The sequence below is a fragment of the Diaphorobacter sp. ED-3 genome, from assembly GCF_027625375.1.
In the GTDB taxonomy this organism is placed as follows: Bacteria; Pseudomonadota; Gammaproteobacteria; order Burkholderiales; family Burkholderiaceae_C; genus Diaphorobacter; species Diaphorobacter nitroreducens.
Map to the genome: position 1 here is coordinate 2010371 of NZ_CP115182.1, position 24626 is coordinate 2034996.

Here is a 24626-nt window from a genome sequence, read left to right on the forward strand (position 1 = left end):
AAGGCCACCCCGGTGGCCTTTTTTGCGTGCGGGGCAGCGGCTACACTGCGTCCTTTTCCGCACGCGTGTGCGGAACAAAAATACTATTGATTTTATAGCTGTTGGCGCTTGCTGGATGGGCGCTGGAGGTCGATTGAATGCATGATGGCAACGACGCCGCCGAAAACACGGGCGTGATGGTGCGCAAGCGCCGCAAGGGCATCTACATCCTGCCCAACCTGTTCACGCTGGCAGCGTTGTTTGGCGGGTTCTACGCCATTGTCATGGCCATGAATGGCCGCTTCGACTATGCGGCGGTGGGAGTGTTCTGCGCCATGGTGCTGGACAGCCTGGATGGCCGCGTGGCGCGCATGACCAACACGCAAAGCGCGTTCGGCGAGCAGATGGATTCGCTGTCGGACATGGTGTCCTTCGGCGTGGCGCCTGCACTGATCGCCTACGAGTGGGCCCTCAGCGGCCTGGGGCGCTGGGGCTGGATCGCGGCCTTCGTCTACTGTTCATGCGCTGCCCTGCGGCTGGCGCGCTTCAACGTCAACACCGGCACCGTGGACAAGCGCTGGTTCCAGGGGCTTCCATCTCCGGCCGCGGCGGCGCTGGTGACGGGCTTTATCTGGCTGCTGTCCGACGCGGGTGTGCAGCGTGGGCAGGACGGCCTGCTGACCTGGAGCCAGCTCTCCTGGGTGATGTTCGGGCTGACGCTGTACGCCGGGCTCACCATGGTGACCAATGCGCCGTTCTACAGCTTCAAGGACCTGCACCTCAAGCGCAGCGTGCCCTTCACGGCCATCGTGCTCATCGTGCTGGGGATCGCCATCATCAACATCCATGCGCCCACGGTGCTGTTCAGCATTTTCGTGGCTTATGGATTGAGCGGCTACGGCGTGTATGCATGGCGGCGTGCCAAGGGGTATCGGGCCAGCGTGATCAGCACCTCTAAGGACGAGCCTGAGGAGCGCGGGTTGCACGAGTAGCCCTGCGTGTCGCCGTGTGTTTTTTGTGCTAGAGTCGTTCGCATGCATTTCCTGTCGCTAGCACTACTACTGAACTTGTCCCTCGGGCAGGCATAGTAGCGCGCGCGTACACACCTACTTCCCACGGCCCGTGAGCACCAGCGACGGGCCGTTTTTGTTTTTCCGGGGTCGCTGGAGCACAGGTCAGACACCTACCTTGTTCCACGAAAGAGAGAATTCCGATGCTGCAGAACCCCGCCGCCAAATACCGTCCCTTTGCCCCCGTGCGCTTGACGGACCGCACCTGGCCCGACGCGGTGATCGACCGCGCGCCCATCTGGTGCAGTGTGGACCTGCGCGACGGCAACCAGGCGTTGATCGAGCCCATGGACATCGCGCGCAAGATGCGCATGTTCGAGCAACTGGTGAAGATCGGATTCAAGGAGATCGAGGTAGGCTTCCCGTCGGCCTCCCAGGTCGAGTTCGACTTCGTGCGCAAGCTCATCGAGGAAGACCGCATTCCTGACGACGTGACCATTCAGGTGCTGACCCAGGCGCGTGACCATCTGATCCGTCGCACGTTTGAGGCTTTGGAAGGCGCGCCCCGCGCCATCGTCCACCTCTATAACGCCACCGCGCCCGTGATGCGCCGCGTGGTGCTGGACATGAGCGAGGAGGAAATCGTGGAACTGGCGCGTGGAAACGCGCAGATGTTCAAGGACATTGCTGCCCAGTACCCCCTTACCGACTGGACGTTCCAGTATTCGCCTGAGATGTACTCGGACACCGAACTGGAGTTTTCCAAGCGTGTGATCGATGCGGTGACCGACGTGTGGCAGCCGACACCCCAGAAGAAGTGCATCATCAATCTGCCGACCACGGTGGAGCATTCCACGCCGAACATCTTCGCGGACATGGTCGAGTGGACGCACCGCCACATCCAGCGCCGCGACTGCGTGGTGCTGTCGGTGCACCCGCACAACGACCGCGGCACCGGCACGGCAACGGCGGAGCTGGCCTTGATGGCGGGCGCTGACCGCCTGGAGGGCTGCCTCTTCGGCAACGGCGAACGTACGGGTAACCTGGACGTGGTGAACGTGGCCCTCAACATGTACACGCAAGGCGTGCATCCGGGGCTGGACTTTTCGGACATCGACGGCATCCGCAGCACCGTGGAGTATTGCAACCAGTTACCCGTGCACCCGCGCCATCCGTACGTGGGCGATCTGGTCTATACCTCTTTCTCCGGTTCGCATCAGGACGCCATCAAGAAAGCATTTGCCGCCCGGCGCGAGGGCGACATCTGGGAGATGCCCTACCTGCCGATCGATCCCAAGGACCTGGGGCGCAGTTATGAAGCCATCATTCGCGTCAACAGCCAGTCCGGCAAGGGCGGCATCGCGTATCTGTTGGAGAGTGAATACGGCGTGCAACTGCCGCGGCGCTTGCAGATCGAGTTCAGCCAGGCAGTGCAGCGCGAAATGGACGCCAGCGGCAAGGAGCTCACGGCCGCCGATCTGTGGAGTTTGTTCGAGCGCGAATACCGTCTGGACGAGGCAGCAACGCCGGTATACCGTATGGAAGGCGAAAACGGCACGGTTGCATTGCGCGGACAACTGCCCTGGCAAGGCCAGACGCTGCAGATTGAAGGCGAAGGCACAGGCCCGATCGACGCATTCGTGCAGGCCGTGGCCGCTGCGCTGGACTGCGATGTGCGCGTGCTGGACTACAACGAACATGCCATCAGCGAGGGCGCCCACGCCAAGGCCGTGGCCTATGTCGAGATGCGCATCGATGATCGCCACACCGTATATGGGGTGGGCATGGATGCCAATATCGTGTCAGCCTCGATCCGTGCCATTCTTTCGGGGCTGCAGCGTGCTCCGCAAATACAAGCCCAGGTGATGGTTGCCTGATTCCCTATCCCCACAACGACCTCAAGAGACGATCCATGACCGACAAGCTCATCATTTTCGACACCACCTTGCGCGACGGCGAGCAGTCGCCGGGAGCTTCCATGACGCGCGATGAAAAGCTGCGCATTGCCCGTCAACTGGAGCGGCTGCGTGTGGATGTGATCGAGGCGGGTTTTGCCGCCAGTTCCAACGGCGACTTCGAATCGGTGCAGGCCATTGCGCGCGCAGTGAAGGACTCCACGGTCTGCTCGCTGGCACGTGCCAACGACCGGGACATCGCACGTGCTGCCGAGGCGCTCAAAGAAGCGAGCCGCGCGCGCATCCACACATTCATCGCCACCAGCGCGCTGCACATGGAAAAGAAGCTGCGCATGACGCCCGAGCAGGTGCTGGAGCAAGCCAGGCAGGCGGTGCGTTTTGCACGCAACCTGGTGGAGGACATCGAATTCAGCCCCGAGGATGGCTACCGCAGCGATCCGGACTTCCTGTGCCGCGTGATCGAGACGGTGATCGCGGAGGGCGCCACCACCATCAACGTGCCCGACACCGTGGGTTACGCCATTCCCGAGCTGTACGGCAACTTCATCAAGAACCTTCGCGAGCGCATTCCCAACAGTGACAAGGCCATCTGGTCCGTGCACTGCCACAACGATCTGGGCATGGCGGTCGCCAACTCGCTGGCGGGTGTGAAGATCGGCGGGGCACGCCAGGTGGAGTGCACCATCAACGGCCTGGGCGAGCGTGCGGGCAATTGTTCGCTGGAGGAGGTGGTGATGGCCGTGAAGACGCGGCGCGACTACTTCGGCCTGGACGTCGGCATCGATACCCAGCACATCGTGGCCGCCAGCCGCATGGTCAGCCAGACCACCGGCTTTGTGGTGCAGCCCAACAAGGCCGTGGTGGGCGCCAATGCGTTCGCCCACGCCTCGGGCATCCACCAGGACGGCGTGCTCAAGGCGCGCGACACGTACGAGATCATGCGCGCCGAGGACGTGGGCTGGAGCGCCAACAAGATCGTGCTGGGCAAACTCAGTGGCCGCAATGCGTTCAAGCAACGTCTGCAGGAACTGGGCGTCCAGTTGGAGAGCGAAGGCGAAATCAACGTGGCGTTTGCCAAATTCAAGGAACTCGCCGACCGCAAGAGCGAGATCTTTGACGAGGACATCCTGGCACTCGTGAGCGACGAAAGCGTGACCAGCGAGAAGGAGCAGTTCGGCTTCGTGTCCCTGGCGCAGCACAGCGAGACGGGCGAACGGCCCGAGGCGACCATCGTGTTCACCGTGGACGGCAAGGAAGTCCGCAGCTCCGCGGAGGGTAATGGCCCGGTCGATGCCTCGATGAAGGCCATCGAGGCGCATGTGCGCAGCGGTGCCGAGATGGTGCTGTACTCGGTGAACGCCATCAGTGGCTCCACCGAAAGCCAGGGCGAAGTCACCGTGCGGTTGCAGAGCGCCGGCCGGGTGGTGAATGGCGTAGGGGCCGACCCCGACATCGTGGTGGCATCGGCCAAAGCCTACCTCAGTGCCCTGAATAAATTACAAAGTAAAGCTGAGCGCGTGGCAGCACAGGGCTGATACCGCGTCCTATAATTCAGGCACTTTCTAAAAGAGTCGCGCAAGGTATTGATCTTGCGCGACTTTTTTTGATTTTGTACACTGCCACACAGTTTTTGCTGCTTGGAGCATTTGATGCATATGCGCGCTCGCATCGTCTCCCGTATCTCTCAGGGATTGGCCCTTCTGGTGATGGGTATCGCATTGACCTCGCCCGGCGTGCATGCGGCCGAACGCAAGAAGGCGGTGGCAAAAAAAGCCGCGTCCACCACGGTTGCCAAACGCACCCCCGCCAAATCGTCGGCCAAGGCGCCCCGCCGGACCGTGGCCGTGAAGGCGGCGCGCGCGTCTGCGGTGAGTGCCCGTGCGCCCGTGCGCGTAGCGGCGGAGCCCGCGCGCCTCTCATTCGGGCAGTTGGCAGGGCTGCACGACGTGAGCGATCCGCTGGACCTGAAGTCGAGCGTGGCACTGGTGATCGATCAGGACACGAAGGAAGTTCTCCTCAGCAAGAATGACCATGCCGTGCTGCCCATCGCTTCGTTGACCAAGCTGATGACCGGCTTGCTCGTTTCCGAGGCGCACTTGCCCATGGACGAGCTCATCACGATCACGCAGGACGACGTGGATACGGAAAAGGGCAGCGGCTCACGGCTTGCCGTGGGAACGACACTCTCGCGCGGTGAACTGCTGCACCTGGCCCTCATGTCCAGTGAGAACCGCGCCGCCCATGCGCTGGGACGCACGTTCCCGGGCGGGCTGGATACGTTCGTGGCACGCATGAATGCCAAGGCGAAGCTGCTGGGCATGGCGGATACGCGCTTTGTGGAGCCCACTGGCCTGTCCAGCCGCAACCAGTCCAGCGCGCACGACCTGGCGACGCTCGTGAATGTGGCGCATGGTGATGCGTTGCTGCGTGAACTCTCCACGTCTCCAAGCCACGAGGTCGCCATTGGCCGGCGCACCCTGCAGTACAACAACACCAACCGGCTGGTGAAGAGCCCTTCGTGGGATATCGGCCTGCAGAAGACTGGCTACATCTCGGAAGCGGGGCGCTGCCTGGTGATGCAGGCCGAGGTGGCGGGCCGCAAGCTGATCATGGTGTTCCTCGATTCGGCAGGAAAGTTCAGCCGTCTGGGCGACGCAGAGCGCGTGCGCTCCTGGGTCGAGAAGACCCACCCCAGCGCCGGCGCCATCCTGCACGCAGGAACCAACGGTTAGCCGCGGCTGACTGCGGCCACGGGTCGCATGCGTCTTGCGACACACCCGCCGGACGGCCGGCGTCAGGCCATTCAGGTCTTGAGCGGGCCGTCCAGGGCCGTGCGCTGCCCCGCCGTATAACCCAGCGCCTGGGAGATTTCATCGGCGGTGGACTGGAGCTTGGGCAGCCATCCGTCATCCAGTCGGTCAGCGGGCGCTGAAATTGACAGGCCTGCCACGAGCTGGCCCTGGTCGTCAAAGACCCCCGCCGCGATGCAGCGCACCCCGAGTTCCAACTCCTCGTTGTCCCGCGCAATGCCGTATTGGCGCGCCTTGCCCAGCTCACGTTCCAGGATGGGCAACTGGGTGATGCTGTTGCGCGTGTGCCCTGGCAGGCCGGTACGCGTGGCGTACGCGCGCACGCGCTGCGGATCGTCGGCCGCAAGGAAGAGCTTGCCCGTAGAGGTGAGGTGCAGCGGGGCGTGGCCGCCAATGGCGCGCACCACCTGCATGCCCGAACGCTCGCTGTAGGCGCGTTCCACGTACACGATCTCGTCCCCCTGGCGCACGCTGAGGTTCACCGGTTGCTGGATCTGCTTGTGCAATTGCCGCATGGGTGCCATGGCGGCGTCGCGCACGCTCAGGCGCCCCTTCACCAGATTGCCCAGCTCCAACAGGCGCATGCCCAGGCGGTAGCTGCCCGACTCAGGACGGTCCACGAAACGGCCGATGGTCAGGTCATTGAGGATGCGGTGGGTGGTGGACGGATGCAGGCCCGTCTTCTCGCTGATCTCCTTCAGCGAGATGGCTTCCTCGCGCGAAGCGAGTACGTCAATCAACTGGAACATGCGCTCCAGCACCTGGACACTGGGTTTGGCGGGCGCGTCCGGCGAGTGTTTCTTCATGAGGCAGGGCAGAACCAAGGAACCGGTGATTTTATCTTGTGAAATGCCGCGCTGCTTTTGCTCACTGGCTGTCCGGCCGGTCCGTGCCTTCCTCCGTGCGGCGCCAGGCCTCGTGCAGGGAGCTGCCGCAGCGAAGACTTGAACGCAGGCTGATAAAAACTTGCGGCCTAGCCACCCCAATGGGTAGGCCAGGCCGGGACCGGATCTTCAACTGCGGAGCAAGGTCCCGCTGCGCTCAAGCGCCGCGGGTGACCGGTTGGGCCGCACCACGACCGTAGGTGCCGTACTTGCCCAGTTCCCATTTGGCAATGGCGTTGCGGTGCACCTCATCCGGGCCGTCGGCGAAGCGCAGGGTGCGCGCGTTGGCATAGGCGTAGGCCAGCGGGAAATCGTCGCTCACGCCACCGCCGCCATGCACCTGCATGGCCCAGTCGATCACCTGGCAGGCCATGCTGGGGGCGACGACCTTGATCATGGCGATCTCGGTCTTGGCGACCTTATTGCCCACGGTGTCCATCATCCAGGCGGCCTTGAGCGTGAGCAGGCGCGCCATGTCGATCTTGCAGCGGGCTTCGGCAATGCGCTCCTGGGTCACGCTCTGTTGTGCCAGCGTCTTGCCGAAGGCCACCCGGCTGCTGGCGCGGCGGCACATCAGTTCCAGCGCGCGCTCGGCCTGGCCGATCAGGCGCATGCAGTGGTGGATGCGCCCGGGGCCCAGGCGTCCCTGGGCGATCTCGAACCCACGGCCTTCGCCCAGCAGGATGTTGTCCACCGGCACGCGCACGTTCTCGAAGAGGACTTCGGCGTGGCCGTGCGGCGCATCGTCATAACCGAACACGTTGAGTGCACGCACCACCGTGATGCCTGGCGTGTCGGCTGGCACCACGATCATGCTTTGTTGCGAGTGCTTGGGCGCCTCGGGGTCGGTCTTGCCCATGGTGATGAACACCTTGCAGCGCGGGTCGTTGGCGCCGCTGGTCCACCACTTGCGCCCATTGATCACGTAATAGTCGCCCTGGCGCTCGATGCGCGTTTCGATGTTGGTGGCGTCGCTGGAGGCGACATCGGGCTCGGTCATGGCAAAGGCCGAGCGCATGCGCCCTTCCAGCAGCGGCTTGAGCCACTGGGCCTTGATGGCCTCGGACCCATAACGCGCGATGGTCTCCATGTTGCCCGTGTCGGGGGCCGAGCAGTTGAACACCTCGCTGGACCACAGCACGCGGCCCATGATCTCCGCCAGCGGCGCGTACTCGGCGTTGGTCAACCCGGCGCCTTCGTAGCCCGATGCTTGGGCGGTGTCCACCGGCAGGAACAGGTTCCACAGCCCCGCGGCCTGTGCCTTGGGTTTCAGGTTTTCGATGGTTTGCAGTGGTGTCCAGCGCCTGCCCGCGGCGGTGTTGGCCGCCATCTCCTCGGCATAGGCCTTCTCGGCGGGGTAGATGTGGTCGTCCATGAACTGGATCAGGCGCGCCTGCAGTTCCTTGGTCTTGGGCGAGTAATCGAAGTCCATGGGGTGCTTTCTCGTCAGTGGGGAAGGGGGATCAACTCTTTTGCGCGAAGGACCAGGCCAGCTGCGCCATGGGCCGTGCGGTGGCGCCAGCGGCCTTGGCCTGTGCGCTGGCGGCCGTGCCGGCCTCCACGCGCTTGGCAATGCCTTGCAGGATGGCGGCGATGCGGAACATGTTGTAGGCCAGGTAGAAGTTCCAGTCCCGGTGCAGCGCATCCACGTCGGTGATGCCGGTGCGTTCGCAGTAGCGCTGGATGTAGTCGCGCTCGCACGGGATGCCCAGCGCCGCCAGGTCCAGCCCGCCGATGCCCCGGCTCAGCGATGCGGGGATGTGCCAGCTCATGCAGTGGTAGGCAAAGTCCGCGAGCGGATGGCCCAGGGTGGACAGCTCCCAGTCCAGCACCGCGATCACACGTGGCTCGGTGGGGTGGAACACGAGGTTGTCCAGCCGATAGTCGCCATGCACGATGGACACGCGGGTTGCGTCGCGCGCGCTGTCGGGCATGTGCGCGGGCAGCCATTGCATCAGCGCGTCCATCTCGGCGATGGGCTGGGTGACCGAGGCGGTGTACTGCTTGCTCCAGCGCGAGATCTGGCGTTCGAAGTAATTGCCCGGCTTGCCGTAGTCCGCCAGGCCGCGCGCCGTGAAGTCCACCCGGTGCAGGGCGGCGATCACGCGGTTCATCTCGTCGTAGATCGCCGCGCGTTCGGCCGGCTGCATGCCAGGCAGCGACTGGTCCCACAGCACGCGGCCCTGCATGAACTCCATCAGATAAAAAGCGCGACCGATGACGGACTCGTCCTCGCACAGCGCAATCATGCGCGGCACGGGCACGTCGGTGCCGGCGAGCCCGCGCATGACCGCGTATTCGCGCTCGATGGCGTGTGCCGACGGCAGCAGCTTGGCCACCGGGCCGGGCTTGGCGCGCATCACATAGCTGCGCGTGGGGGTCACGAGCTTGTAGGTGGGGTTGGACTGGCCGCCTTTGAACATCTCCACCGTCAGCGGTCCGGCAAACCCTTCCACATGCTGCGACAGCCAGGCAGTGAGCGCGTCGGTATCGAAGGCATGCTGCTCGGAGACGGGGCGTGTGCCGATGAAGTGCTCGAAGTTGCTCATGGGGATGGAGGGTTCTTTCAAAAAAGTGAGCTGCTTGCGGTTGTCAGCTATGGAATTCAAAGACTTTTCACATGGAAGCCATTGCGGGACAAGCGCTGGAAGCTATGGTTTTTGTAAACCTGGCTCATTGGTTGGCTTCGGAGATGCGCATCAGCGCATCCCGGTCGCGTATCACGAGGCCGCCGGGCTCGATGCGGATGGCGTCCTCGCGCTCCATGGCCTTCAGCTCCTGGTTCACGCGCTGGCGTGACGCGCCCAGCAACTGCGCCAGTTCTTCCTGGGCCAGTTGCAGGCTGATGCGCACTTCGTTGCCGTCGGACAGGCTGGGCACGCCATAGCTGCGCACCAGGTGCAGCAACTGCTTGGCCAGCCGCGAGCGCAGGGGCAGGGTGTTGAGGTCTTCCACCAGCCCGAACAGCTGCCGGATGCGCCGCGCATGCAGCCGCAGCATGGCCTCGTACAGTTCCGAGTGCTGTGCAAGGATCTTCTTGAAGTCGGCCCGCGCCACGCACAGGATGGTGGTGTCGCCATGGGCGTAGGCATCGTGCGTGCGCCGGTCCCCGTCGAAGATCGCCACGTCGCCGAACCAGATGCCCGGCTCCACATAGGTCAGCGTGATCTGCTTGCCGGAGATCGAGGTGGAGCTCACGCGCACGGCGCCGCGCGCGCAGGCAATCCATTCCTCGGGCGGGTCGCCGCGTGCTGCGATGAGTGCGCCATCCTTGAAGCGTTTGACGTAGGAACATCGCAGTATGTCGTGGCGCAAAGAAGGGGAGAGGGAAGAAAACCAGCGACCTGAGTTGATCGCCTCGCGTTCATCGATGGTAAGAATCGGATCGTCCATGGTCTGTCGTTTGCGTGACTGGGTTGCAGTCCATTGTCGCGTGAGGGACCGGGGCGCGGGGAGCGGGCTGTCACATGGGCGTCCGCGGGCGCGCGCGTGCTGGCGCCGCTGCCGCGGAGCCAGCAATGCCATGGATGGGTTTGAATGAGACAAGCCGCCGGCGCTTGACCGTCAAGTGCTAGCAGCTATAAAAATAGTAGCTTTAAGCGCGTGGGTCGGCAGAAGCCGCCCGGGTTTCGCCCGCCGGGGCATGCTGGAGGTTGCGCACGAAGTGGCTGCGCTCCAGCGCGAGCTGTTCGGTGAAGCTGTGGTGCCGCGCCTCGCTCACCAGTTCCTTGATGCTCGCCAGCGCATGGGGCGGGCCATCGTTCAGGCGCTGGGCCAGCGCCAGCGCCTCATGCAGGGCGCGGCCGGGATCGGCCAGCCGGTTGACCATGCCCAGGGACTGCAGTCGTGCGGCGTCGATGCGGTCGCCGCACATCAGGATCTCATGCGCCAGCGCGCGGGGCAGCATTTGCGCCAGGCTCCAGCTGGCGCCGCCATCGGGCGGCAGGCCCGCGTGGATATGGTTCATGGCAAACACCGCGTTGCGCGCGGCCACCATCAGGTCGCATGCCAGCGCGAGTGAAAACCCCGCGCCCTTGGCTTCACCCTCCACGGCGGCGATCACGGGCTTGGGATGGGTGCGTATCGCCTCGATCCAGTGGTGCAGCAGATCCAGGCCATGCACCTGCGCTGGCGCGCTCTGATGCCGCAACGCCTGTAGCCGCTGGGGACTGCTGCCGGCGCTGAACAGGCCGTCCGCGCCCGTGATGACCACGCAGTGCACGTCGGGATTGCGCTCCGCCACGTTCAGGGCCTCGATGCCCGCCGCGCAGATGGCCGGCTCCAAGGCATTGCGCAGCTCGGGGTGGCGAAGGGTCAGGACCAGGGTCTGGCCCTGGCTGGTGCTTTGCAGTTCGGCGGGCATGGCGGCGCGGGTGGTTGCAGGGTCAGGGTTCTTCGTGCGTCAGGCTCAGGCCGATGGCGCCGCGCCGGCGCAGCCAAGGGCTGGGGCGGTAGCGCGGGTCGCCGTACACGGTCTGCATGTTGAAGAGCACTTCCAGGATGTTGGTGGGGCCCCAGCGGTCGCCCATGGCCAGCGGGCCCAGCGGGTAGCCCAGGCCCAGGGTCACGGCGGTCTCCAGGTCCTTGGGACTGCAGATGCGCTGCTGGCAGATGTCCGCGGCGATGTTGACGATGTTGGCCACGACGCGCTGTGTGACGAAGCCGCCGCTGTCGCGGATCACGCTCACTGGCTTGCCGTCGCGTGCAAATAGCGCGTGCGCGGCGTCGCGCATGTCTTCGCGCGTGGCGGGGTTGGTCGCCAGCACGCGCCGGCGGGTGGCCGCGTCGTCGATCAGCATGTCGATGCCGATGGTGCGCGCGGGGTCCAGGCGCTCCACCACGGCCACGGTGGTCACGTCAAAGCCGAGTGGCGCGACCAGCGTGAGCGCCTGGGCCGAGGGCGAGGTGCCCGTCTCGATCGTTGCCCCCAGGTCCTTGAGCAACTGGTACAGCTCGGCGCGGCGGGCGGCGCGCGTGGAGACCCAGACCGGCGGCAGGCCCGATACCTCGGGCACCGGCGGCTCGGCCGGAAGCTCGGGCGCACCGTCCACGTAGCGGTAAAAGCCCTCGCCGGACTTGCGGCCCAGCAGGCCGCCGCTCAAGCGCTGCGCCGTGATCACGCTGGGGCGAAAGCGCGGCTCGTCGTAGTACTGGCGGTAGATCGACTCCATGACCGGGTGCGACACATCGAGCGCGGTGAGGTCCAGCAACTCGAAGGGGCCGAGCTTGAAGCCCACCTGGTCGCGCAGGATGCGGTCCACGGTGGCGAAATCGGCCACGCCCTCGCTCACGATGCGCAGCGCCTCGGTGCCATAGCCCCGCCCTGCGTGGTTGACGATGAAGCCCGGCGTGTCCTGCGCCATCACCGGGGTGTGGCCCATGGCGCGCGCATAGCCGGCCAGGCGGGTGCAGACATGGGGGTCCGTGCGCAGGCCGGCCACGACCTCGACCACCTTCATCAGCGGCACCGGGTTGAAGAAGTGAAAGCCTGCCATGCGCTGCGGCCGCTGCAGCGGTGCGGCCACGGCGGTGATGGACAGCGATGACGTGTTGCTGGCCAGCACGGCTTCGGGCGAGACGATGGCTTCGAGCTGTTTGAGCAGTTCCTGCTTGGCATCCAGTCGCTCGACGATGGCTTCCACCACCAATTCGCAAGCCGCGAAGTCGTGCAGCGACGTGACGGGAACCAGCCGCTGCACCAGAGCCGGCAACAGGCTCTCGTCCAGCCGACCCTTGTCCACCAGACGCTGCCACTGCTGGTGGATGTGGGTGCGGGCGGCGTCGGCGGCGCCGCCATGGGTGTCGTAGAGGTAGACCGTGCTGCCTGCCTGGGCGGCGATCTGCGCGATGCCGCGGCCCATGGCGCCAGTGCCCACGATGCCGATTGAAGTGAAGACCGTTTGCATGGCGGCAATTATCTAGCGCTATCGGATGCGGCAGGGTTATGGCAAAATTTATAAACAAATTGAAACCACTGTGTTTATGCGTAACCTACTTGTCGGCGCCTGGATCTATGCCGCAGCGTTTGGGGCCAGCGCGCTTTCGCTTGGCGGCAGCCACGGCACAGTGGTTCTGGGTTCCACGATCGATCTCACCTTCGAGGTACGGCCCGATCCCGGCAAGACCGTCGCGTCTTCCTGCCTCGGGGCGCGGCTGGTCTTAGGCGCAACCACTGTCCCCGAAACGCGTGTGCATGTCACTCCCCTGGAAGGAGGCGCCATTCCGATGGTGCGCGTGCAGGCGCTCATTCCCGTGGATGAGCCGGTGCTGACTGCCACGCTCACCGCCGGCTGCGAAGGGCGTGTGTCGCGCACCTACACGTTCCTGGCAGACCCGCCCGGCACTGCACCCCCAGCGGCACGGCAGCCCATCGATCTGTCGCGCCTGGCGGTGCCCGCACCACGCGCTACGCCGCAAGTGCGGAATGCATTGGGCGGCGAGGGGGAGGACGCACGCACGGTCCGGCGGCCTGGTGCGCAGCCGCGTGTTCCCGCGGCGTCCACGCATGCCCCGGCCGAGCGGGCGGCACGCCCATCGCGGGCAGCTAAGACCGCCACGACGCTGCGCACCAGCGCCAAAGCCTCGCCGCCCGCGGCTGCGGCGGCTCCCTCCCGCCTGGTAATGGAACCCCTGGACTTGGGTCCTGACAATGCCTCCGCGCTGCAGCTCACGCGCGAGCCGCCCCAGATGTCGCCGCGCCCCAGCGAGGCCTTGCGTGCGGAGTCGGCCGCATGGTGGCAGGCGCTGGACACTTCGACGGCCCAAACACAGCGGTTTGAAGAGCGGCTCAAGAGGCTCGAGGCTGATGCGGCCGCGCAGGGCCAGCTGGTGGAGCGCGAGCGCGCAACGGCGGCTGAGCTGCGCGAGCGCCTGGCGCAGGTGGAGTCGCAGGGGTTCCCCGCGACCGTGGTGTACATGCTCGCGGGGCTGCTGGTGCTCGCGCTGGCCTGCATTGCCTGGCTGCTGCGCCGCACCCGGCGCGAGGCGCTGCAGGCATGGCGTGACTCGGTGGCACTCAGCGGTGGCCTGCGGGACGGGGCCGTGGCCGCGGAAGGCCCTGACGGCAAGCTCCGGCTGCAGGTGGAGCCGGATGCGCGCGATGTCTGGCAGCCGACGGCGCCGCCGCCGCAAGGGCCGGACAGTGGGCCGCTTCCGCTCACGCCTACTACCGCGCCAGTGAGTGCACCCGCGGCGGCTCCAGGCCCCGCGGTGGCGGCGCCGGCTGTGGAGCCCTTGCAGGCAAGGGCCCAGTCTGGTGTGCAGCCCGAGTCGCTGTTCGATCTGCAACAGCAGGCTGAATTTTTCACCTCGGTGGGCGAGCACGAGCAGGCGATCCATGTGCTGCGCCAATACATCGCGCAGCACGGCGAAGACTCGCCGCTGGCGCATATTGAACTGCTGCGGCTGTACCACCAACTGGGGCGAACCGACAGCTTCGACGGCCTGCGCGCGCAGGTCGAGGAGCGGTTCAATGTACGCGTGCCTCCATTTGCACAGTTCCAGCAACTGGGCCGAAGCCTGGAAGACCACCCCGAGGCGCTGGCACGGGTCGAGGCGGCATGGTCCTCGCCCGAGGTCCTGGCCGTGCTGGAGGGCCTCTTATTTCACCGGGGACAGACGCAGGGCGAGGGGCCCTTCGACCTGGCGGCGCTGGACGATCTGCTGCTGCTGCTGTCCATCGCCCAGACCACACCCGCACATTTGCGCGGTGCGCCGCCGCCCCGCGCGCGCACCACCCCGCGTGCCACGCCAGCGCTCCACCCGATGGGCGCGCAGGATGGGACGGGCCGGTCGCTGGACTCGATGGCGGCCGGCCTGGCGCTGCTGCCGGTGGATGACGGCTCGCCAGCATCCACTTGCGCCGCCGCGGTGGACGTGGACGTGTCCGGGCCGCCTCACATCACCCTCAGCGATCTGCCGCCCGTGCCCGTCACCCCGGCGCCCGCGCAAGGGCAGGCCGTGGGTTTTGGCATGGAAAACGACAAGCTGGAGTTGCGCTTCGAACTCGAGCAGTTGCAAAAGAACCGCTTCTGAAGCGCGAACGCCCCCCCGTGCGCGGACGGGGCTATCGCCTGCCGGCGTCCATGGCCCGCATGAGCTGCGCCGCAGCGGCTTCCGGCTGATCGGCCGCCACCACGGCGCGCACCACGGCAATCGACCCCACTCCGGTGGCCAGCACTTGCGGGAACTGGGCCAGGCCAATGCCGCCGATGGCAACCAGCGGATAGCCGCGCATCAGCCGGGCATAGCCCGCCAGCCGCGCCACGCCCTGGGGCACTGTGGCCATTTTCTTGAGCGTGGTGGGGAACACCGCGCCCATGGCGATGTAGCTGGGGCTGGCCGCGTCGGCGCGCACCATCTCGGCATAGCCATGCGTGCTCACGCCCAGGCGCGCCCCGGACTCGCGCAGCGTGCACAGCTCTTCGGGGCTCAGCGCATCCAGATCCTCCTGGCCCAGGTGCACGCCATAGGCCCCGGCCGCGATGGCCTGGCGCCAATGGTCGTTGATGAACAGCAGCGAAGCGGTGCCTTGCACGGCCTGCACTGCGGCGCGTACCTCGCGCGTGATGGCCGCAGGGTCGTCACTTTTGAAGCGCAGCTGCACCGTCGGCACGCCGGCCTGCGCCATGCGGCCCACCCATTGGGCATCGGGCAATACGGCGTAGAGACCCAGGTTCTGCGGGCAGGCTGCAAAGGGGTGCGCATGGGGGCGCGGCTGCAGTCCGAAGTCTGCGGGCTCGTCGGGCCACTGCGCCGGGTCGAAGCGGCCGGTGCGCCGCGTCTGCGCAGCCCAGGCGCGGGCCAGGCAGTCTGCGTCATGGGCGATGAAACCCAGGGCGCTGCAGGCCGCAAGGGCTGCGCGGTACACGGGGTCTTCCACGGTTGTCGCCGGCATCGGCTGCGGCGGGAAGTCCGCAAACGCCGACGCATGGTGCTGGCGGATGGCTTGCTCCATGGCGGCTGCAGAAGGCAATGGCGCGGCGGCTTGCGGCATGCTCAGTCCTGCGCGTGGTGCCAGAACGGCGTGCCCAGCACGGGCGTGCTGGGTTGCGCCGCCTCCTGCGGTGTCATCGCGCCGGCCATGCGGGCGGCGCGGCCTGCGGCCACGGCATCGGCAAAGGCGCCGGCCATTTGCACGGGGTCGGTCGCCAGGGCCACGGCCGTGTTGAGCAGTACGCCGTCGTAACCCCATTCCATCACCTGGCAGGCGTGGGACGGCAGGCCGAGGCCGGCGTCCACGAGCAGCGGCACGTCCAGGCGCTCGCGCAGCAGTTGCAGGCCATAGGGATTCACCGGGCCGCGGCCCGTGCCGATGGGCGCCGCCCACGGCATGACGGCCTGGCAGCCCACGTCCACCAGGCGCTGGCACAGCACCAGGTCTTCAGTGCAGTAGGGCAGCACGTAGAAGCCTTCGCGGACCAGTTGCTCGGCCGCCTGCACCAGGTTCAGCGTATCGGGCTGCAGCGTGTAGTCGTCGCCGATCAGCTCCAGCTTGATCCAGGGGGTGTCGAAGACTTCACGCGCCATATGGGCGGTGGTGATGGCTTCCTGCAGGCTATGGCAGCCGGCGGTGTTGGGCAGCACCGGCACCTGCAGGCGCTTGAGCAGTTCCCAGAAGCTGCTGCCGGATTCGGCCGGGTTGCTGCCCTGGCGGCGCAGCGATGCGGTGAGCATCGCGGGCCGCGCGCGCTGCACGGCGGCCTCCAGCACGGCGGGAGACGGGTAGCGCGCGGTGCCCAGCAGCAGGCGGCTCGGGAACGCCTGGCCGTAGAGCACCAGCGTGTCGGGGGAAGAGGTAGGACTGTTCATGGGTGAAAAAGGCTCAACCGCCGGTGACCGGCGCAATGATTTCGATCTGGTCGCCGGACTGCAGGGCGTGCGCGGCATAGCGGGCACTGGGCACGAACTGCAGGTTCACGGCCACGGCAAACGGGGGCTGGGGGGCCAGGTGGGCCACGGCGTCGGCGACGGTGGCGCCATCGGGCAGTTGCACGGCGTTTTGGTTGATGAATACGTTCATGTGTGCAGCGCAGCTTCGCGGTCGAGCTGCAGCGAGAGGTCGAATTCAGGGGCGAGCTTGGATTGTCCCGTGTTCAGCACCTGCATGACCACATCGAGCATGGCCGGCGCGATCATGAAGCCGTGGCGGTACAGACCGTTGACCTCCAGCACGCGATCCTGCACTACGCGCACGGCGGGCAGGTTGTCGGGCAGGGTGGGGCGGCAGTGGGTGGAGATTTCCAGGATACGCGCCTCGGCAAAGCCCGGGTGCACGGCGTAGGCGGCGCTCAGCAGCTCCAGCGTGGAGCGTACGCTGGCGGGCGACATGTCGTCGGATTCGATCTCGGTGGCGCCGATGACGAACAGGTGGTTCTCCTTCGGTGCGATGTAGATCGGGTAGCGGGGATGCACGATGCGCGTTGGGCGCTGCAGCGTCACGTCGGGCGCGTGCAGGCGTACCACCTCGCCGCGCAGCCCGCGCAGTTGCGGCCATTGCGCACGCGCGCCCAGGCCCCGGCAGTCCAGCACCCAGTCGGGCTGGCCGGCCTGGCCGGGAGTGAAGTCGGCCGGCTGGCGCGCGCTGCCCCAATGGGTGACCACGCCCAACTGGTCCATGGTGGCGGCCAGCGCGGCCAGGGCCTGGCGGTTGTCCAATTGGCCCTCGCCGGGCAGGTACAGGCCCTGGTGGAAGCGCTGTGCGGCCGTGGGCTCCAGTGCAGCCACGCCAGCACTGTCCAGCGCCTGCATGCGCGGCAGCCCGGGCACCAGGCCTTGGGTCTGCTCGAACTTCAGGCGCATGCGCGCGGCTTCGGGCGCGTCCTGGCGGTGCCACAGGATCAGCGTGCCGTCATGTTGGAAGTACACCGGTGCGGCCAGCGGTGCCAGCAGCTCGGGCCAGCGCGCCAGCGAGTGCACGCCCATGCGCACCACGCCGGGCTCGGCCACGATGGATTCGGCCAGGGGGGCCACCATGGCGGCGGCCACGTAGGCTGCGGCGCCTTCGGCGGCGCGGGTGCCTGCCTCGTGCACCTCAACGGCGTGGCCCTGGCGGGCGAGTTCGACGGCCAGCAGGCGGCCCATGAGGCCCGCGCCCAGGATGGTGACGCGGGAGGAGGAGCGAAGGGTGGGGAAAGTGTGCATCGTGTCCGTGATGAAAGGCCAGGCCAAACAACCAAAGGACAAAACGGGAGCGCGCGGCGCGCCGATGCTGTTGAAACTCCCCACGCCAGCATGACCTGGATCGGGTGCTTAGGGTATTTCTCAGTCGCTTGCCGCTTTCGTCAACACGTTCTTAGTGCGGCGGGGACACCCCTGTTTCGTCCGTGGCCGGCATTACAGCACAGGGGTGGTGCCCCTGTTGTTGACGTGGCGCAGGCTCTGGCGTTGCCGCGGCTGCGTTGAATGCGCTGCGGCTTGGCCGATAATTTTTGCCATGAACCAAGAGACACAGACGCCCGGCGGTGGCCGGCGCTATGCGCGCGTGTTGACCATCGCGGGCTCGGACAGCGGCGGCGGCGCGGGCATTCAGGCCGACCTGAAGACCTTCAGCGCCCTGGGCTGCTACGGCATGACCGCGATCACCGCCATCACCGCGCAGAACACGCGCGGCGTGACGGGCATCCACGGCATTCCGCCCGAGATGCTGCGCGCACAGATCGACGCCGTGGTCGAGGACATCGGCGTGGATGCGGTGAAGATCGGCATGCTGCATTCGCCCGAGGTGGTGCAGGTGGTGGCCGACGCGATTCTTCGCCATGGCTTGCCCAACGTGGTGCTGGACCCGGTGATGGTCGCCACCAGCGGCGACCGGCTGATTGCCGAGGAAACCGTGGGCACGCTGGTGCGCGCGCTGTTCCCGCTGGCCGCCGTGGTCACCCCCAACCTGGACGAGGCCGGCTGGCTGCTGGGCCGCGCCATTGCCGACGAAAGCGCGCTGGACGCGGCCGCCACCGACCTGCTGGCGCTGGGCGCGCGCGCGGTGCTGCTCAAGGGCGGGCATCTGCCGGGCGACCGGGTGGTGGATGTGCTGGCCCTGCCTGGCGACGAGCGCCACCGCCTGGAAGCTGCGCGCATCGTCACGCACAACGGCCACGGCACGGGCTGCACCTTGTCGTCGGCGATCGCTGCGCACCTCGCATTGGGCCAGCCGCTGGCGCAGGCGGTGCGGTTGGCCCGCCAGTACATTCTGGGCGCGATCGCTGCCGGGGCCGATGTGCGCACCGGTCACGGCCACGGGCCGCTCAACCATGGCTATGCGCCGGTGGCGCAGCGTGTGATCGAGTAACGGGCGGCTGAGGGAGCGCCGGGCACCGCGCGCGCCACAGGCCCACACCGCCGCGGCACCCGAAATATCACCAGCCCCAGGTCAGGCGCCGGGCCACCCAGCCCTTTTGCCCGTCTTCGCGCTGCACCCGGGCCCAGCTACCCGACTGGCCCAGGCTGCGCACCACCTCATGCTGCTGCAGCTTGCCCACGGTCTTGTGCTGCTGGCCGGGGCCGGCGCGCAGGTTGGCGACGCGTGCCGTCACCACGCGGTGCGGCGTCTTGCTGGTCAGCGGCGCGTACACCCAGCCGAGCGGCTCCTCGAAATCCCGCACTTGGAGCCACCGGCCCTTGCGCTGCTGCACCTGCAGCGGATAGCCCCGACCCAGCTCCCACAGCGTCGCGGAGCGGGTGCTGGGCTCCTCGCGTACGTTGACCGCATTGCCCTTGATGCTGACGAACTCGCGCGCCTGCACGCCGGCGGGCATGAGCAGGGGCAGGGCCAGCGCGGCGGCGGCCAGGGCTTTGGACAGGATGCGATGCGGCAGGGGCAGTGCGAAGGGCACGGGGTGATCTCCTTGGAGTTGGAACTGAGGGATGACAACCCCCAGGTGGAGGGCCGCCCGCGTGCGAAGTTCCGGCCGTTTCAGGCGCGAACCGATGGCCGAAACGTCAATTGCTATGAAAAATAGAGCTGCCAGCGCACTCTACAAGCCATTATTAGACAGATTTCTATTTGGAAACAAGGCAGAACGCGCGCTGCAAGCTCCTGCTTCAATAGCGCCCGGCGCATTGCCGCAGGACGCGCCGCGCCGTCGCCGCAGGTCAGCGGGCCGGGGCGACGCCCAGCCGGGCCTGCAGCCGTTCGCTGCTGGTGGTGTATTCCAGGGGCAGCTTGTGGCCCGCCTGCCGTTCGGCCTCGGCGAAGGCGGCGAGGGTGGCTTCGTGGAAGCCGCACAGGATCAGCTTGCGCTTGCCGGGGTAGGTGTTGATGTCGCCGACGGCGTAGATGCCGGGGACGCTGGTGGCGAAAGTGGCCGTGTCCACGGTCAGCTGCTTGCGGTCCATCGCCAGGCCCCAGTCGGCAATGGGCCCCAGGCGGGGGGAGATGCCCAGGTAGGCCAGCAGCAGGTCCAGCGGCTGGCGCTGTGGCTGGCCTTGTGGGTCCAGCAGGGCCAGCGCCTGCAGGGTGCCGCCGGGCATGGTCTCCACGCCCGTGATCTGGCCGATCACGACCTGGATGCGGCCCGCTTCGCGCAGTGCCTGCAGTTGCGCCAGCGGCGCGGGCGCGGCCTGGAAGGCATCGCGCCGGTGCAGCAGCAGCACCTGCGCGGCAGCGTCCACGCAGTCCAGCGCCGCCTGCACGGCCGCCTCGTCGCCGCCATGTACCACCACGCGCTTGCCGGCCGCGGCACGGGTGGCCGTGGCGGCGTCAGGGTGGTAGAGCAATTGGCCGGGGGCCAGCGCCTCTACCCCCTCGGCCTTGATGGCGCGCGGCACGAAGGCGCCCACGCCCGCGGCGATGAAGACGCTGCGTGCCAGCAGCGCGGTGCCGGCGGTGGTGGTGAGCAGAATACGTCCGTCGGCCTGCGCGGCCAGCGTGTGGACCTGCTGGCCCAAGTGCAGCGTGGGGGCGAAAGGGGCGATCTGCCGCTGCAGCAGTTCCACGAGCCCCAGGCCCGTGCACACAGGGATGCCGGGAATGTCGTAGATGGGTTTGTCGGGATACAGCTCGGCGCACTGGCCGCCCACATGGGGCAGCGCATCAACCAGGTGCGCCGCGATGCCCTGCAGCCCGAGTTGGAAGACCTGGAACAGCCCCACCGGCCCGGCGCCGATCACCACGGCGTCCGCGGCCTGGGGCGTCGGGCTGCTGGGGGATGGGTGCATGCGGGGCGTGGCGGGAGCGTGGGAGTCAGCGCTCCAGCAGGTCCAGCTTGCCGGGCTTGCCGTTCCAGTCGTCAGCGTCGGGCAGCGGTGCCTTGCGCTTGGTGATGCTCTTGAACTTGGGCGTCAGCTCGGCGTTGATCTTGATGAAGGCCAGCTGGTCGCTGGGCAGGTCTTCCTCGGCAAAGATGGCGTTGGCCGGGCATTCGGGGATGCACACGGCGCAGTCGATGCACTCGTCGGGGTCGATCACGAGGAAGTTGGGACCTTCGCGGAAGCAGTCCACGGGGCACACATCCACGCAATCGGTGTATTTGCACTTGATGCAGTTTTCGGTGACGACGTGAGTCATGAGTAGTTGTGTTCTGGTATGGGGTTAGCCCGCGATTTTAGGCCGACCGCCGCCTCAGCAGGCCAGCCAACCATGCCTGAGGCGCGGAAACCTTAACGTTGATCAAGCTTTTGGGGCCGGTGCGTTCACCAGCACGGCGCCCGCCGTCTTGTGGCTGGCGGTGTCGACCAGGATGAGCGAACCGAGCACGCGGCTGCGCGCGAACGGCGCCGCGGGCAGGGGTTCCTGCAGCAGCAGCTCCACATGGCCGATGGCATTGGGCTCCAGCTGGGTGGCGTCTTCCTCGGCCAGGGTGTTGATGTCCAGGCGGTGGACCACGCGGCGCACCTTGACCTTGACCCAGCGGTGGCCGTGCAGCGCCCAGTACACGCGGCCCGCCACCAGCGGCTCGTCGTCCATCCACGCGACGGTGGCGGTGATCTCGCGCTGGCCGGGCCATGCGGGCACGGCGGCGGGGGTGTCGAAGTCGTCCTCGGCCGCGGCAGCGGGTGCAGGCGCAGCGACGATCCAGTCGCCGCGCGAGACGTCCACCTCGCGGTCGAGGGTGATGCCCGCGCTCTGGCCCGCGGCCACGCCGGTGGCGCGGCGCGCATGGTCCAGCACCTGCGCCACCTGCGCCAGCTGGCCGCTGGGGAAGATGGCGACCTGCGCACCCGGCTGCACGCGGCCCGTGCCCACCCGGCCCCAGAACACGCGGCGCCCCTGCGAGGTGTCGGATGAGGAAGAAAATTTCTCCACCCACTGCACCGGGAAGGCCAGGGGCAGGCCGGCGTCGGGCGGGGTGTTGGGCAGCCGCTCCAGGATCTGCAGCAGGCTCGGGCCCGCATAGTCGCACCAGCCGGGCTTGGCCTCTACCACGTTCCAGCCCTTGAGCGCCGACACCGGCACCACGCCCGCCACCGCGATGCCCGCGTGTCGGGCGAACTGCTCCAGCGCGGCACGGATGTGACGGTAGGCGAGCTGTGGGTCGGCCACGGCGTCGAGCTTGTTCACGGCAAACACCAGCGAATGCACGCGCAGCAGGTGCACCAGCAGGCTGTGGCGGCGCGTTTGCGGCAGCAGCGTGAGTTGCGGGTTCTGCCAGTCGAGCTTGGTGGCGTCCACCAGCACTACGGCGGCGTCGGCCTGGGAGGCGGCGGTGACCATGTTGCGCGTGTACTGTTCGTGGCCGGGCGCGTCGCCGATGATGAACTTGCGCGCCTCGGTGGCGAAGTAGCGGTAGGCCACGTCGATGGTGATGCCCTGCTCGCGCTCGGCACTGAGGCCGTCGGTCAGCAGCGCCAGGTCGGTCTCTCCGCCGCGCTGCACCCCGGCCAGGTGGTCCTGCAGCACGGCGCGGCTGTCCACCAGCAGGCGGCCGATCAGCGTGCTCTTGCCATCGTCCACGCTGCCGCAGGTGATGAAGCGCAGCGCGGAAATGTGATCATTTGTGCCGCCAGCGCTTTCTGGTTGTGCGCTGGAAGCTATTGAATTGATAGTGGCGGTGGTCATCAGAAATACCCGTCTTTCTTGCGCTTTTCCATCGAGGCGTCGCTGGTCTTGTCGTCCATGCGCGTGGCGCCGCGCTCGCTGACCTCGGCGGCCAGGGTCTCGATCACGATTTCGCGTGCCGTGGCGGCCGGGCTTTCCACCGGGCAGGTGCAGGTGATGTCGCCCACGGTGCGAAAGCGCACGGTGCGCGTCTGCACCGCTTCGCCGTCCTTCGGGGGCGTGAGCGGCGTGACGGGCACCAGCAGGCCGCGGCGCTCCACCACTTCGCGCGGGTGGGCGTAGTACAGCGATGGCAGGGCGACCTGCTCGCGCTCGATGTACTGCCACACGTCCAGCTCGGTCCAGTTGCTGATGGGGAATACGCGGAAATGCTCGCCGGGGGCCAGGCGGGTGTTGAACAGCGTCCACAGTTCGGGGCGCTGCGCCTTGGGCTGCCACTGGCCGAAGCTGTCGCGGTGGGAAAAGATGCGCTCCTTGGCGCGCGCCTTCTCCTCGTCCCGGCGCGCACCGCCGATCAAGGCGTCGAAGCGGAACTCCTCAATCGCTTCGAGCAGCGTGACGGACTGGTGCACGTTGCGCGATTCGCTGGGGTGGGCCAGGCGCACGGTGCCGCGCGCCATCGAGTCCTCGACGCTGCGCACGATGAGTTCGGCGCCCAGTTCCTTTGCGCGGAAGTCGCGGAAGTCGGTCACCTCGGGGAAGTTGTGGCCCGTGTCGATCATCAGCAGCGGGTAGGGAATGCGGCCCGCGCCGAAGGCCTTCTCGGCGCACTTGAGCATGACCAGCGAGTCCTTGCCGCCCGAGAACAGCAGGGCGGGGCGCTCGAAGGCCGCGGCCACCTCGCGCAGGATGAAGATGGTTTCTTCTTCCAGCGCGTCCAGGTGGCGGTTGCTGAGCTGGTTGAGCACTTGGGAGTCAACACGGGCGTTCATTCGATGTTCCAGTAAAATCTGGCTCCAGCGCTTGTGGGGCAAGCGCAGGCAGCTATCGTTTTTAGTGGGCCAGGTGCAGGCCGCATTCGCGGTTGTCTTCGCCCTTGGTGGGGTCCACGTAGTCAAAGTTGTTGGGCAGGCCGTGCTGCTGGCAGTATTCGTGCAACTGTTTGGACGACCAGTGCAATAGCGGCGCGACCTTGATCAGGCCGTCGGGGTTGATGCTCACGGGCTCCATCTGCGCGCGCACGGCGGTGTCGGTGGCGCGCAGCGCGGTGAACCACACCCTGGGTGCCGTTTCGCGCAGGGCGCGGGCGAAGGGTTCGAGCTTCACCTCTTCGGTGAACGCGGCGTGGCGCGGGTCGTCCAGTGCGGGCGTCGGGCCTTCGACGGCCTCGCGGTGGGCGCGCGAGCGGCGCGGCAGGTAGATCTTCAGGTTGAGCCCCAGCTGCTTCGTCACCGCGTCGGCAAAGCGGTAGGTGGCCTCGGTGTTGTAGCCGTTGTCCATCCAGACCACGGGCACGCCCGGCTGCACGCGGGTGACCAGGTGCAGGATCACGGCCTCGAACGGGCGGAAGTTGGTGGTGACGATGGGCGTCTGGCCCAGGCCCAGCGCCCAGGCCACCAGCGCGGCGGCATCGTGGCCGTGCTCGGCGTTGACGCGGGCGAGTTCGGCGGCGCTGACTGCCGTGGCGGTGCTCATGCGGCCTCCCGGGCGAACAGCGGGCGCGGCTCCAGCACGTCGCCCTGGTAGAAGGCGGCATAGCGCGCGAACTGGCGTTCGGCCGCGGCCGGGTCCACGCCGGGCGCCAGCACCGCGCTGCTGAAGCCGCTGCGGTGCATGTGCACCAGCTGGTCGATCAGCACGTCGCCTGTGGCGCGGATGTCGCCCGCAAAGCGGTAGCGGCGGCGCAGCAGCAGCGCCTGGCTGTAGGCGCGGCCGTCGGTGAACTTGGGGAACTGCAGCTCGATGCGCTGCACGCCCTCCAGCGCGCCTTCGGCGGCCAGCGCGGCCAGGTCGGCGTCGTTGGCGATCTGCAGGGTTTTGAGGTCGTCAGCGCCCAGGGACAAAGCGCCAGCAGCTATGATTTTCATAGTATT

23 protein-coding genes and 1 riboswitch are annotated in these 24626 nt (G+C 67.0%); of the genes, 6 read left to right on the forward strand and 17 right to left on the reverse strand.

Translation table 11 applies throughout. The features are described from left to right. The first annotated feature begins 137 nt into the window (after positions 1-137). The 4 genes from pssA (at position 138) to PCQ86_RS09960 (ending at position 5637) form a co-directional block, all read left to right on the forward strand. Entirely contained in the window at positions 138-971 is an 834-nt protein-coding gene (gene pssA / locus PCQ86_RS09945) for a CDP-diacylglycerol--serine O-phosphatidyltransferase (RefSeq protein ID WP_220637533.1), read from the forward strand. A 221-nt stretch (positions 972-1192) separates the two neighbouring features. Next, on the forward strand, positions 1193-2866 hold the full coding sequence (leuA, locus tag PCQ86_RS09950) for a 2-isopropylmalate synthase (protein ID WP_015913457.1): 1674 nt from the start codon (positions 1193-1195) through the stop codon (positions 2864-2866). 35 nt (positions 2867-2901) lie between these two features. Further along, entirely contained in the window at positions 2902-4440 is a 1539-nt protein-coding gene (locus PCQ86_RS09955) for a 2-isopropylmalate synthase (protein WP_047351333.1), read from the forward strand. A gap of 114 nt (positions 4441-4554) precedes the next feature. After that, complete coding sequence (locus PCQ86_RS09960; RefSeq protein ID WP_270175394.1) at positions 4555-5637, forward strand: serine hydrolase; 1083 nt, start codon at positions 4555-4557, stop codon at positions 5635-5637. 71 nt (positions 5638-5708) lie between these two features. On the opposite strand, the gene PCQ86_RS09965 is transcribed toward PCQ86_RS09960, so the two are convergent. From PCQ86_RS09965 to PCQ86_RS09990, 6 genes are all read right to left on the reverse strand, one after another. After that, positions 5709-6521 carry an IclR family transcriptional regulator gene (locus PCQ86_RS09965; RefSeq protein ID WP_011805040.1) on the reverse strand — a complete coding sequence of 271 codons (813 nt, stop codon included), beginning with the start codon at positions 6519-6521 and terminating at the stop codon, positions 5709-5711. A 235-nt stretch (positions 6522-6756) separates the two neighbouring features. Further along, positions 6757-8031, reverse strand: coding sequence for an acyl-CoA dehydrogenase family protein (locus tag PCQ86_RS09970; RefSeq protein WP_270175395.1), 1275 nt, complete (start codon positions 8029-8031; stop codon positions 6757-6759). A 31-nt stretch (positions 8032-8062) separates the two neighbouring features. Continuing rightward, positions 8063-9148, reverse strand: a complete 1086-nt coding sequence (locus PCQ86_RS09975; protein ID WP_123675750.1) for a phosphotransferase — start codon at positions 9146-9148, stop codon at positions 8063-8065. A gap of 124 nt (positions 9149-9272) precedes the next feature. Next, positions 9273-9992 (reverse strand): Crp/Fnr family transcriptional regulator, encoded by a 720-nt coding sequence (locus tag PCQ86_RS09980; protein ID WP_047351330.1) that lies wholly within the window; start codon positions 9990-9992, stop codon positions 9273-9275. 202 nt (positions 9993-10194) lie between these two features. Further along, the gene (locus PCQ86_RS09985; RefSeq protein ID WP_270175396.1) at positions 10195-10962 is read right to left on the reverse strand and encodes an oxepin-CoA hydrolase, alternative type; all 768 of its coding nucleotides are present in this window, start codon (positions 10960-10962) and stop codon (positions 10195-10197) included. A 22-nt stretch (positions 10963-10984) separates the two neighbouring features. After that, on the reverse strand, positions 10985-12505 hold the full coding sequence (locus tag PCQ86_RS09990; RefSeq protein WP_270175397.1) for a 3-hydroxyacyl-CoA dehydrogenase: 1521 nt from the start codon (positions 12503-12505) through the stop codon (positions 10985-10987). Positions 12506-12788: 283 nt separating this feature from the next. On the opposite strand from PCQ86_RS09990, the gene PCQ86_RS09995 reads away from it, so the two are divergent. Further along, positions 12789-14633, forward strand: a complete 1845-nt coding sequence (locus tag PCQ86_RS09995) for a type IV pilus assembly protein FimV (RefSeq protein ID WP_270175398.1) — start codon at positions 12789-12791, stop codon at positions 14631-14633. A gap of 31 nt (positions 14634-14664) precedes the next feature. On the opposite strand, the gene PCQ86_RS10000 is transcribed toward PCQ86_RS09995, so the two are convergent. The 4 genes from PCQ86_RS10000 to PCQ86_RS10015 are packed head-to-tail and all read right to left on the reverse strand — an operon-like array spanning position 14665 to position 17741. Next, positions 14665-15594: a thiamine phosphate synthase gene (locus PCQ86_RS10000; protein WP_270175399.1), complete on the reverse strand. Its 930-nt coding sequence runs from the start codon at positions 15592-15594 to the stop codon at positions 14665-14667. 2 nt (positions 15595-15596) lie between these two features. Then, complete coding sequence (locus tag PCQ86_RS10005; RefSeq protein ID WP_270175400.1) at positions 15597-16409, reverse strand: thiazole synthase; 813 nt, start codon at positions 16407-16409, stop codon at positions 15597-15599. A gap of 13 nt (positions 16410-16422) precedes the next feature. Then, positions 16423-16620, reverse strand: a complete 198-nt coding sequence (thiS, locus tag PCQ86_RS10010) for a sulfur carrier protein ThiS (RefSeq protein WP_011805049.1) — start codon at positions 16618-16620, stop codon at positions 16423-16425. Next, positions 16617-17741 carry an FAD-dependent oxidoreductase gene (locus tag PCQ86_RS10015; protein ID WP_270175401.1) on the reverse strand — a complete coding sequence of 375 codons (1125 nt, stop codon included), beginning with the start codon at positions 17739-17741 and terminating at the stop codon, positions 16617-16619. Before PCQ86_RS10015 ends, thiS begins: the two co-directional genes overlap by 4 nt. A 60-nt stretch (positions 17742-17801) precedes the next feature. Next, positions 17802-17924, reverse strand: a riboswitch (TPP riboswitch). A 109-nt stretch (positions 17925-18033) separates the two neighbouring features. On the opposite strand from PCQ86_RS10015, the gene thiD reads away from it, so the two are divergent. After that, complete coding sequence (gene thiD / locus PCQ86_RS10020; protein WP_047351324.1) at positions 18034-18885, forward strand: bifunctional hydroxymethylpyrimidine kinase/phosphomethylpyrimidine kinase; 852 nt, start codon at positions 18034-18036, stop codon at positions 18883-18885. A 67-nt stretch (positions 18886-18952) separates the two neighbouring features. Here thiD and PCQ86_RS10025 read toward each other — a convergent pair whose 3' ends face one another. The 7 genes from PCQ86_RS10025 to PCQ86_RS10055 form a co-directional block, all read right to left on the reverse strand. Beyond that, positions 18953-19351 carry an SH3 domain-containing protein gene (locus PCQ86_RS10025; RefSeq protein ID WP_270175435.1) on the reverse strand — a complete coding sequence of 133 codons (399 nt, stop codon included), beginning with the start codon at positions 19349-19351 and terminating at the stop codon, positions 18953-18955. 337 nt (positions 19352-19688) lie between these two features. After that, positions 19689-20753 carry an NAD(P)/FAD-dependent oxidoreductase gene (locus tag PCQ86_RS10030; protein WP_270175402.1) on the reverse strand — a complete coding sequence of 355 codons (1065 nt, stop codon included), beginning with the start codon at positions 20751-20753 and terminating at the stop codon, positions 19689-19691. 25 nt (positions 20754-20778) lie between these two features. Continuing rightward, positions 20779-21102 carry a ferredoxin FdxA gene (fdxA, locus tag PCQ86_RS10035; RefSeq protein ID WP_047351321.1) on the reverse strand — a complete coding sequence of 108 codons (324 nt, stop codon included), beginning with the start codon at positions 21100-21102 and terminating at the stop codon, positions 20779-20781. 102 nt (positions 21103-21204) lie between these two features. Further along, positions 21205-22593: a sulfate adenylyltransferase subunit 1 gene (locus PCQ86_RS10040; RefSeq protein ID WP_172207001.1), complete on the reverse strand. Its 1389-nt coding sequence runs from the start codon at positions 22591-22593 to the stop codon at positions 21205-21207. Continuing rightward, complete coding sequence (gene cysD / locus PCQ86_RS10045; RefSeq protein WP_270175403.1) at positions 22593-23525, reverse strand: sulfate adenylyltransferase subunit CysD; 933 nt, start codon at positions 23523-23525, stop codon at positions 22593-22595. Before cysD ends, PCQ86_RS10040 begins: the two co-directional genes overlap by 1 nt. Before the next feature lie 61 nt (positions 23526-23586). Then, complete coding sequence (locus PCQ86_RS10050) at positions 23587-24228, reverse strand: phosphoadenosine phosphosulfate reductase domain-containing protein (protein WP_015913441.1); 642 nt, start codon at positions 24226-24228, stop codon at positions 23587-23589. Continuing rightward, entirely contained in the window at positions 24225-24620 is a 396-nt protein-coding gene (locus PCQ86_RS10055; RefSeq protein ID WP_011805058.1) for a DUF934 domain-containing protein, read from the reverse strand. Before PCQ86_RS10055 ends, PCQ86_RS10050 begins: the two co-directional genes overlap by 4 nt. Positions 24621-24626: the final 6 nt, after the last annotated feature.

Bases quoted from the DNA above. Each gene is read 5' to 3' on its own strand.
- PCQ86_RS09985 (WP_270175396.1), bottom strand. From the start codon at position 10,962: ATGCCCGCCGAACTGCAAAGCACCAGCCAGGGCCAGACCCTGGTCCTG.
- thiS (WP_011805049.1), bottom strand. From the start codon at position 16,620: ATGAACGTATTCATCAACCAAAACGCCGTGCAACTGCCCGATGGCGCC.
- PCQ86_RS09960 (WP_270175394.1), top strand. From the start codon at position 4,555: ATGCATATGCGCGCTCGCATCGTCTCCCGTATCTCTCAGGGATTGGCC.
- fdxA (WP_047351321.1), bottom strand. From the start codon at position 21,102: ATGACTCACGTCGTCACCGAAAACTGCATCAAGTGCAAATACACCGAT.
- PCQ86_RS10015 (WP_270175401.1), bottom strand. From the start codon at position 17,741: ATGCACACTTTCCCCACCCTTCGCTCCTCCTCCCGCGTCACCATCCTG.
- PCQ86_RS10000 (WP_270175399.1), bottom strand. From the start codon at position 15,594: ATGCCGCAAGCCGCCGCGCCATTGCCTTCTGCAGCCGCCATGGAGCAA.
- PCQ86_RS09970 (WP_270175395.1), bottom strand. From the start codon at position 8,031: ATGGACTTCGATTACTCGCCCAAGACCAAGGAACTGCAGGCGCGCCTG.
- PCQ86_RS10005 (WP_270175400.1), bottom strand. From the start codon at position 16,409: ATGAACAGTCCTACCTCTTCCCCCGACACGCTGGTGCTCTACGGCCAG.
- PCQ86_RS10050 (WP_015913441.1), bottom strand. From the start codon at position 24,228: ATGAGCACCGCCACGGCAGTCAGCGCCGCCGAACTCGCCCGCGTCAAC.
- pssA (WP_220637533.1), top strand. From the start codon at position 138: ATGCATGATGGCAACGACGCCGCCGAAAACACGGGCGTGATGGTGCGC.
- PCQ86_RS10040 (WP_172207001.1), bottom strand. From the start codon at position 22,593: ATGACCACCGCCACTATCAATTCAATAGCTTCCAGCGCACAACCAGAA.
- PCQ86_RS10055 (WP_011805058.1), bottom strand. From the start codon at position 24,620: ATGAAAATCATAGCTGCTGGCGCTTTGTCCCTGGGCGCTGACGACCTC.
- thiD (WP_047351324.1), top strand. From the start codon at position 18,034: ATGAACCAAGAGACACAGACGCCCGGCGGTGGCCGGCGCTATGCGCGC.
- PCQ86_RS09990 (WP_270175397.1), bottom strand. From the start codon at position 12,505: ATGCAAACGGTCTTCACTTCAATCGGCATCGTGGGCACTGGCGCCATG.
- PCQ86_RS10025 (WP_270175435.1), bottom strand. From the start codon at position 19,351: ATGCCCGCCGGCGTGCAGGCGCGCGAGTTCGTCAGCATCAAGGGCAAT.
- PCQ86_RS09965 (WP_011805040.1), bottom strand. From the start codon at position 6,521: ATGAAGAAACACTCGCCGGACGCGCCCGCCAAACCCAGTGTCCAGGTG.
- PCQ86_RS09955 (WP_047351333.1), top strand. From the start codon at position 2,902: ATGACCGACAAGCTCATCATTTTCGACACCACCTTGCGCGACGGCGAG.
- PCQ86_RS09975 (WP_123675750.1), bottom strand. From the start codon at position 9,148: ATGAGCAACTTCGAGCACTTCATCGGCACACGCCCCGTCTCCGAGCAG.
- PCQ86_RS09980 (WP_047351330.1), bottom strand. From the start codon at position 9,992: ATGGACGATCCGATTCTTACCATCGATGAACGCGAGGCGATCAACTCA.
- cysD (WP_270175403.1), bottom strand. From the start codon at position 23,525: ATGAACGCCCGTGTTGACTCCCAAGTGCTCAACCAGCTCAGCAACCGC.
- leuA (WP_015913457.1), top strand. From the start codon at position 1,193: ATGCTGCAGAACCCCGCCGCCAAATACCGTCCCTTTGCCCCCGTGCGC.
- PCQ86_RS10030 (WP_270175402.1), bottom strand. From the start codon at position 20,753: ATGCACCCATCCCCCAGCAGCCCGACGCCCCAGGCCGCGGACGCCGTG.